The sequence below is a fragment of the Micromonospora sp. NPDC002411 genome, from assembly GCF_053592955.1.
This window is the reverse complement of sequence record NZ_JBSFBM010000327.1, coordinates 1-7,525: the sequence shown is the minus strand read 5'-3', so window position 1 is coordinate 7,525 and position 7,525 is coordinate 1. Positions and strand designations below refer to the sequence as shown.

The following is a 7,525-nucleotide window of genomic DNA, read 5'->3' as shown; positions in this document are numbered from 1 at the left end:
AGCGCGTGGCGTACGGCTCCGGCGCGGGTAACCGGGTCGGCGAGCAGTCCCGTCACGAGGTCGGAGGGCGGCACTGGATGCGGCCGTCGCGCGTATTAGGTCGAGCATGCAGCTGTGCGAACCTCGTTGACGGGGTCGGTGAGGAGGACCCGCCGGACCGCCTCGGGTGCCTGCGTCCACCACCGTGCGAGCGTGGCACGGACCTTCGGGTCAGGGTCCCTGGCGAGGCGGGCGAGCAGATCGGCCGGTACGTCGTCGTGTTCGGCGAGGTACTCCCGCACCCGTGTGTCCGGATCATCAATGAGTCGCTCGTACAGCTCGCGGGGTGCGTCATGGGCGTGAGCGGCCAGGGCAGCCCGGACGGCGTGGTCGGCGTGGGCGGCCAATCGCATCCGGACGGCGTTCGGCAATTGAGGATTGAGTGCGAGCGAGTGCAGCAGCCAGTGATGATCCGAGGCGAGGATCTCCTCGATCAGGTCCAGGGTCAGGTCGGGCCGTGTGGCGACGTGACCGAAGCCGCGTCGGTAGCGCACCAACCGGCGGACCAAGCCGGCCGGCAGCGCCGGGTTCTCGGCAAGGCCGTCCAGCACCTTCGACAGATGGACCGGCGTCGGAGCGTCATCAACCACCAGCCGCCCCTCCCCGAATCCGTTGCGCTCCAGGAGTCTCGCATGTTCATCGCAGGCGGTACCGCCCCGGTCTGATTGGCCAGCGCGGAAGTTGGGTAGACGCGGCCCGTACTCCATCGACTCGCCTGATCAATCCGCTATCCAGTGCCACAGCGGCTCTCCACCGTCCGCGGACAGCGTGATAAATGCGGCCAGCCGGTAGGAGAATGGGTGTGCCACAAAACCGCGTAGTTTCTCCAAGTCATGTTCGCGACCGCGCGCACCCTCCTTTTTGACCTCGACCACAAGCAGGTTGTGTTCAGCCGATGAGCCCGATCGGCGGTGAAGGATCAGGTCGGGATAGACGTCATTCTCGTCATGCCCATCGAGTCCGCGGAGCCGCTTCTTCAACCACTCGACATCCCCGGGATGCCATCTGTCGTACTCGACGTCCACCGACCACCCCGCCGAGTTCGCATCACACGCCCATGCCTCGACGCGGGTGGCCAGGCGCCGGGCGATGTGGAAGACGACCGACCGCTCGTGGGCCCGCTCCTGAAATAGCTGTCGTTCACCCCCGTAGGCGTCCTCAACAGCAGAGTGCAGCCAGGAACGCACGAGGGCCTCATCGGGTTGCATCCAACGCTCCCAGCTTGTCCTAGACGCGCGCATAGAGGTGATGTCGTAAGGGGTTAAGGATCTCGGGCCGGAGTGTACTGACGGAGGTTCAGTTCCGGCCGCACACAGCCGCCCCCGGGCCTGCCGTCGGCCTTCGTCCGGTGGGAGGGTGGCGGGACGCCGGGATTCGCCGAGTGCCAGGATGCGGCGTTCGCCCAGGGGGTGGCCGACGTCGAGGAACGGCGGCAGCCGAGCGTTCTATCGCTGCTCGCGCACCGGATCCGTGCGACCCCAGACTGCCGCTGTTCAGGTCAGCTGGCGGTCGATCTCGTGGTCGCGGCCGCTGCGCAGGGTGGCGGTGTACCGGTGGACCTCATTGATGACGAAGAACTCCCACTGGCGGCACTTCGGGCACAGTTCGGCGTTAGCGGTCGGCCACAGTTCAATCGCCGCTGCGTTGGAGGGGCCGTTGACGTAGACGCGGTGCGGGGTGACCGGGCCGGAGACCAGGCGATCGAATGGCTCCCAGTCGGGGTGGCTGCCGCGCAGCCGCCGGCCGATCAGGCGAAAGCCGGTGCCGGTGTACTCGCAGCGGTCGACCAGGTCGTACTGAAGTTGGGCGAGCCAGCTGGCGGACTCGAGGATGAGCTGGACGACCGGCTCGATCTGGGCGATTTCCTCCTCCAACTCGTGCGCCGGCTGGACGCTGAAGGAATGCCCCGAGTCGTTGCGGAGCTTGAGGGCCTGGGTGAGCAGGGTGTGGGTGCCGTTCTCGTCGAGGATGCTGTCAAGTTCGGGGAGCTCGGGCACCGAACCGGCCGCGCGCAAGTCCTTGATCATCCAGTTCCAGGTGCCCCAGGTGGCGCTGCGCTCGAACTTGCGGCGCAGCTCGGCCGACATCCGGTTGTCGTTGCGGCCGACCAGCACGGCAAGAGCAAGACCACCGATCGTACGGGCGACCGACTCGCCCAACTTGAGCAGCGCTTCCTTGCTCTGGGCGGGTGAGGTGGCGATCCGATAGTGGCGAGCCAGGGCGGCGATGGGGAACGGGTACGCGTACTCGGCGCGCCAGAACGGATCCTCCAGCGGTTGCAGCAGCTCCGTGGTGAGGGCCGCCTCGGCGAGCGAGACGCTGACCGCGCGCCGGGTCTTGGCCAGGTCTGCGCGGGTCCCCTCGAACACATTGGGCAGGATGCCGGCAGTGATCCGAGCGAGGTCAGCGCGGGACCGGCGGAGGTCCTCAAGGTGGTCGCTGAACGTCTCGTCGTTGAGGATCTCTGCTGGCACCGGCAGATCGGTGAGTGGGTGGAGGCGGTGGTCGTACCCGGCGTTGTGTGGGGCGTTGAGGAACTCGCACAGCGCGCGGCCGGTGCGGCGAAGCGGCCGGAGTACGGACATACGGGTGAAGGCCTCGCCGAACCCGGGTGGCAGCAGGTGCCAGTCGCCGGGGCTGCCGACGACGTCACCGGCGGCGCACGGGGTGAGCGCCGATTTGGTAGAAGCGTGTATGTGACCTTGGTGTGCTGCGCCGTGCTGCTCGCTCTGCCATCAGGCAGGAGACCGCCGCAACGAAGAGTCGATCCCGACGGGCTCTCCAGGGCGAGAGCCGACGCGTACCGCTCGCTCAGGCGTCCTGCTGCGTGCGGATGTCCAACTTTCCCGCCAGCCAGTCCGACTGGGGCACGGCCGATCCCCGGATGCCGAGACTCGCCCGGGCCGCCTGGTAGAAGCGATCGCGTGTCTCGTTGGCATGGCCGAGCCCAGCAGCCAGCTCGAACCCAGCGGAAGTCATGCCGCGGGCGTAACGGGCGATGTCCGTCACTGCGGCGCGCCACTCGCGGGCCGCAGTGATCGATGCGGCGTCGCCCAGGAGGAGGACACTCTCCCATGTCTTTGTGCGCCGGATATCGGCCTCTTCCATCCTGGCCAGGGCGTGTTCACGATCGACACCGTGACGAAGCGCGTTCAGGTTGGCGATCCGGAGCGCGTACGTGTGCACTTCCTTGACTGCGTTGGCGAACTCGACGTACGCCTGAAGCTGGCGCTCGTCCCACCGCGCCGCCTGCTGGCGCTGCCACCGCGAGCGGTCCGCGATCAAGGTGGCGAGGATGGTCCCGCCTGTTCCGACGAGGACGCCGAGCAAAGCCGGCAGTTGGTCCATCAACGCGCTCATGCCTTGATGGTGCACGGGCGCCACAACCGAGTCCGATGTGATGGCAATGGCCGGTCGCTGGAGCATCGACCCGAGCGCGATCGACGACGCCACCGTGACTGCAACCGGCATCTACGGGCAAGCGTCATCAGTCTTCGACACGTCCCGCAATGACAATCCGGCTTGAAGACCTCCGGTCCCCTTGCGCCCGCTCGTCGGCACGTACGCGCGGCGCCACTCGCCACGCGGCTGCGATCATGATGCACGGCCTGCGGCTACTTGAGTGCGCGTCCTCGCGTTACTGAACCAAGCGCCGAACCTCGATCCGGGCACCGGGTACTTCGTCGCTCCGAACGGTGCGCTTGGTCGCGTCGAGATGATCGACGCGGTGGTCTGCCGCTTGGGCTGGCCCGGCCCATTCTCGGCGCCCGAAGACGCCCTCCATCGCATCTAGCGTCGGCTTGATCAGGTTGTCGAGGTCCCACACCTCGTTGGCGTTGCGCCCTTCAGGCGTACGAAACTCGACGAGAACCGAGAAGCGTTCCGCCCACGGACCCAGGCCAGTCCTGGTGAATGCCTCGCGGACCGCGGCCCTCCACGCAGGCTCGGCTGCCGACGAGTAGTTTGCCGGTCGGCCCACCACGTCCACGATGACGAGCGTCTCGAACCTCATGAGAGACCATGATGGTCACCGCAGCCCCTGCAACGAAAGGCTTCCGCCCTCGTCGCGGCAAATCCGTGCGCCGCGTTGGATTCTTGATCGCGGCGGTGGCCGAGGCACGCAATGATGGTATGGCCATGGCTGAGGATGAATTGAGTGCCGTCCGGCGGCGGCTTCCACGAGGGACGCGAGTCCGAGGACGGGTGAGCGGATACCCGGTTGGTGTGGGACGGGCGGGCATGGCCGTCGACATCGGCGATCCGGTTCCGGGCTGGGTCGATGTGCTGCAGTTGCCCAGGCAGCCTTCGCTATGGCCGCCCGTTGGGCGTAGCGGCTTCTTCGAGGTGCTTCAGCACCGCGGGCACGAGGTGCGACTGTTTCCGCTCGATGCAGGTATGCGCGATCGGGGCAGCCGCGCGCAGCGGTGTACCGGTCCGGAATGGGCGGACCTCACCCGCCGCTGGCCCGTGGGTGCCCGTATCGACGCGAGAGTCGAGTACATCTTTCCCGGCAACCGGGAGTGCAGCGTCCGGTTCGGCGACTGGCGTGAGGTGGTCGAATACGAGGGCCGGCCGCCAGACTCGGGAACCCAGGTGAAGCTCATGGTCGAGAGGCAGTCGGAATGGACGCGCTCGCTGATTCTTCGGCCTTGCGACATGCCTGGTCAGGGCATTTGATCGGGCCTCACGCAAACAGCGTTATGGACTCAACCACGCCAGCGCGCACTACGCGGCGTGAGCGGATGCCGGGCGACGCTGGCTATGATCCGCGCCGTGCAACTCCCGGATGTCATCCCGATCAAGTACGAGCCCGACTACCGTACCGGCCGCATCGGACGGCATGCGGGCGGACAGTTCTTCGCTGACATTACCGGCGCCTACCAGGAAGGCGTCAGGCCACGTCACGACTGGTGGAACCAGCAGCGGATCTACGCGGTGCTCCATCTCTTCGACGAAAGCGGGCACCACACTGGCTCGAACCTCCGGTTCACCGGCTTCAGGGGCGACAGCCCTGCAGCCGTCGAGGCCGCCGAGCAGGTCTTGTCGGACTGGCTGGCCGGCCTCGATGCGGTCACGAACTGCAATATCGCCATCCGACCCTTCCGCGTCGACTTCGGCAACGTCGTCTTCGGCCTCATCGATGAGACCACCGACGACCCAGACAAGGGCCATGGCAGGCCATGGGCCGAGCTCTACCCGCAGGGACTTGGGTTCCACGAGCCGTGGAACGGCGAATACGACACCTAGTGCGCTGGGATGGCTCCGCCGCCACCATCGGCTTTCACTACTCGCGGCAGATGCGGACGCTCGTCGGCCAACTGCTATCGCCAGGCCGAGGCACATACCTCTATCCAGTCCGCGAGGCTGGGCACATGATCGATCGTGAGCAGCGAGTACGGCGGGGAGCCGGCCAACGGCGTGACATTCACGAGAGCGTGGTCTGGTGCGAGGAGAAGGAGCCCGCCGTCGTCGCGATGCGCCAGCGTCAGATTCCCGTTGGCCTCCACGGCGACGGCGTAGTACTCGTCGGGGTGGATGGAGAGTTCGAGGTCGTCGTCTTCCCATAGCCATGCGTAGTCCCTGAGCACATCGGCGACTCGGACGTGCGTCGCGTTAACCGTGAGCACCTCGTTCTGGTTGTTCCACCAGGTGTCTGGCTCGCGGAACCGTTCGACGATCCCGCCGCAGAGCCTCCAGAAGTTCTTGTGAGTCCAGGCGACGGAGTCGCTATCCACGTCGTGGGGCGGGCGGCAGAGCCATCCCCGTCGATCGTCCGATGATCCCCATGCCAGTAACTCGTAGGCGTCGCCTCCGACGGAGACGGGGGTGAGAGTCGTTGAGGCGAGCAGCGCAGAGAGTTCAGGCAAGCCGTCGACTGATCCCCGGGTCCACAGCTGCGCCTCACCCACGACGGCACTCTCGCCGGGACGGAGGAACCACGGAACCTCGTGGACGAAGTGCTCCCAGTCGCTCATCGCTCCGATGATGCCAGGGTCACCTTCGCCCACCAGTCAGGGAGCCGAGCGTCCGCTCATCGGCATGAGCGCGCATCGCGCCGGGTCGTGGAGGCACGTCTGGCTGAGAGGGCTCATGCGCAAAGACGGGCCCGAACGCCTGGCTCGGGACCCATCAAGGTGGGCTGATCTTCAGCTGAGCGGGATGGCGCAAATAAGGCGTTTCCCACCTCGGGTATCGGTCCGTGGCGATCCACCGACACGAACCCCTTGCCCGGTAGGCGAGTCGTGAGGGCCGGCGCACGCTGTTTCCTGGTGACGGCACGTCCCCGATGGTGGGGGAGTGGGGCGCGGTGGGACGCAGCGCTGTCATGTCGGCCGACCCCCCGTTTACCCCCCGAAAACCCCCGTCTGCCGTTGACAATCAGTGACAAGAAGCGACCGCTGTCTGATCATGTCTTTGCTGCTCAACGCCTATTTTTGACAATCAACGACAAGCTCGATTTGGTTACGGATGGTAACAAGGGGTTTTGACAAGCAATGAGAAGCCTTGAACGAGGCTCGACAAGAGGTTCTCGTGGGTTCAAATCGCCTCGGTCCGCCGAGCTGTCCGGTCAGACGCCTGCGAGGGTGAGTAGCCGATCCATTTCGGATACCGGCAGTGCCGGTGCCGCGGCGGCTGCGTGCGCTACCTGATCGTTCGGATCCGCGAGTAGGGCGCGACGCACGTGGACCGGTAGTTTCGGATGCCCGGCGACTGCGTGGCGAACCACGCTCTCGGTGTCGGTGGCCAGACGTTCGGTCAGCTCGACGGGCAAGTCCAGATCTCGGGGTGCCAGGCATCGCATCCGTGGATCCGGATCGGCGGCCAGCCGGCGCAGCGTCTGTGGCGGGAAAGTGAACTCGTCGGCCGGCCGCCAGTTCGTCTTCTTGTCCGGCCCGAACTCACGGTCGATGCGTTCGGCTGTGACTGGATCAACCAGGTGTGGGGCGTGTGTGGCCATGGTCGTACGTACGCCATTGTCGTCGTCGTTGAGTAACCGGATGACGGCTTCGGCCGGCAGCGCCCGGCTGCGTGCCGCGGAGCGACGGAAGCAGATGTACGGCGAGGACAGGTACGGCAGCGGGTTGGCGGTGACCCAGTCGAGGCGCAGGTTCCGCAGCTCGCTGACGGCCATGTGGTCTTCGACCTGTTGCAGCAGTGCGTCGTCGTCGAGTTCGTCGTTGAGTAGGTCGGTCAGTGGGCGCTGCCCTGCTGGAGGTCTTCATAGATGCGGTGGCGCGTCGGCTCGGGCGTGTCCCGGCGACCGAAGACTCCCAGGCGCACGTTCGCGCTGGGATCTCCGGCAAGTAGATCCCGCACCGCTGGGGGGAGCCGCGGGTGTTCGGCGACCTGCCGGCGAACCTGGTAGTCGGGGTCATCGGCCAGCCGTGCGGCCAGTTCCGGGGTCAGGAGCGCGTGGCGTACGGCTCCGGCGCGGGTAACCGGGTCGGCGAGCAGTCCCGTCACGAGGTCGGAGGGCGGCACTGGA

Annotated in this window: 9 protein-coding genes and 1 pseudogene; 2 read left to right on the top strand and 8 right to left on the bottom strand. The window is 66.5% G+C overall.

The genetic code is table 11. The features are described 5' to 3' along the window. Positions 1-95: 95 nt before the first annotated feature. From ACWCO3_RS28390 to ACWCO3_RS28370, 5 genes are all read right to left on the bottom strand, one after another. Positions 96-629, bottom strand: a complete 534-nt coding sequence (locus ACWCO3_RS28390; RefSeq protein ID WP_450012942.1) for a hypothetical protein — start codon at positions 627-629, stop codon at positions 96-98. Between the two features lie 129 nt (positions 630-758). Further along, complete coding sequence (locus ACWCO3_RS28385; protein ID WP_145783471.1) at positions 759-1,247, bottom strand: hypothetical protein; 489 nt, start codon at positions 1,245-1,247, stop codon at positions 759-761. A gap of 285 nt (positions 1,248-1,532) precedes the next feature. Next, positions 1,533-2,624 (bottom strand): type III PLP-dependent enzyme domain-containing protein, encoded by a 1,092-nt coding sequence (locus tag ACWCO3_RS28380; protein ID WP_145783465.1) that lies wholly within the window; start codon positions 2,622-2,624, stop codon positions 1,533-1,535. A gap of 226 nt (positions 2,625-2,850) precedes the next feature. Further along, entirely contained in the window at positions 2,851-3,399 is a 549-nt protein-coding gene (locus tag ACWCO3_RS28375) for a hypothetical protein (protein WP_450012940.1), read from the bottom strand. A gap of 277 nt (positions 3,400-3,676) precedes the next feature. Next, positions 3,677-4,051 carry a RusA family crossover junction endodeoxyribonuclease gene (locus ACWCO3_RS28370; RefSeq protein ID WP_145783454.1) on the bottom strand — a complete coding sequence of 125 codons (375 nt, stop codon included), beginning with the start codon at positions 4,049-4,051 and terminating at the stop codon, positions 3,677-3,679. Positions 4,052-4,278: 227 nt separating this feature from the next. On the opposite strand from ACWCO3_RS28370, the gene ACWCO3_RS28365 reads away from it, so the two are divergent. Both ACWCO3_RS28365 and ACWCO3_RS28360 read left to right on the top strand, forming a co-directional pair. Beyond that, positions 4,279-4,716, top strand: coding sequence for a hypothetical protein (locus tag ACWCO3_RS28365; RefSeq protein ID WP_145783452.1), 438 nt, complete (start codon positions 4,279-4,281; stop codon positions 4,714-4,716). 96 nt (positions 4,717-4,812) lie between these two features. Next, entirely contained in the window at positions 4,813-5,286 is a 474-nt protein-coding gene (locus ACWCO3_RS28360; RefSeq protein WP_450012937.1) for a hypothetical protein, read from the top strand. Positions 5,287-5,360: 74 nt separating this feature from the next. On the opposite strand, the gene ACWCO3_RS28355 is transcribed toward ACWCO3_RS28360, so the two are convergent. The 3 genes and pseudogenes from ACWCO3_RS28355 to ACWCO3_RS28345 form a co-directional block, all read right to left on the bottom strand. Continuing rightward, complete coding sequence (locus ACWCO3_RS28355; RefSeq protein WP_244311786.1) at positions 5,361-6,014, bottom strand: hypothetical protein; 654 nt, start codon at positions 6,012-6,014, stop codon at positions 5,361-5,363. A gap of 593 nt (positions 6,015-6,607) precedes the next feature. Next, complete coding sequence (locus tag ACWCO3_RS28350; protein WP_244311785.1) at positions 6,608-7,171, bottom strand: hypothetical protein; 564 nt, start codon at positions 7,169-7,171, stop codon at positions 6,608-6,610. 59 nt (positions 7,172-7,230) lie between these two features. Beyond that, a pseudogene (locus tag ACWCO3_RS28345) lies at positions 7,231-7,525 on the bottom strand (hypothetical protein); the annotation flags it as partial.

Bases quoted from the DNA above. Each gene is read 5' to 3' on its own strand.
- ACWCO3_RS28385 (WP_145783471.1), bottom strand. From the start codon at position 1,247: ATGCAACCCGATGAGGCCCTCGTGCGTTCCTGGCTGCACTCTGCTGTT.
- ACWCO3_RS28365 (WP_145783452.1), top strand. From the start codon at position 4,279: ATGGCCGTCGACATCGGCGATCCGGTTCCGGGCTGGGTCGATGTGCTG.
- ACWCO3_RS28355 (WP_244311786.1), bottom strand. From the start codon at position 6,014: ATGAGCGACTGGGAGCACTTCGTCCACGAGGTTCCGTGGTTCCTCCGT.
- ACWCO3_RS28350 (WP_244311785.1), bottom strand. From the start codon at position 7,171: ATGGCCGTCAGCGAGCTGCGGAACCTGCGCCTCGACTGGGTCACCGCC.
- ACWCO3_RS28370 (WP_145783454.1), bottom strand. From the start codon at position 4,051: ATGAGGTTCGAGACGCTCGTCATCGTGGACGTGGTGGGCCGACCGGCA.
- ACWCO3_RS28380 (WP_145783465.1), bottom strand. From the start codon at position 2,624: ATGTCCGTACTCCGGCCGCTTCGCCGCACCGGCCGCGCGCTGTGCGAG.
- ACWCO3_RS28375 (WP_450012940.1), bottom strand. From the start codon at position 3,399: ATGAGCGCGTTGATGGACCAACTGCCGGCTTTGCTCGGCGTCCTCGTC.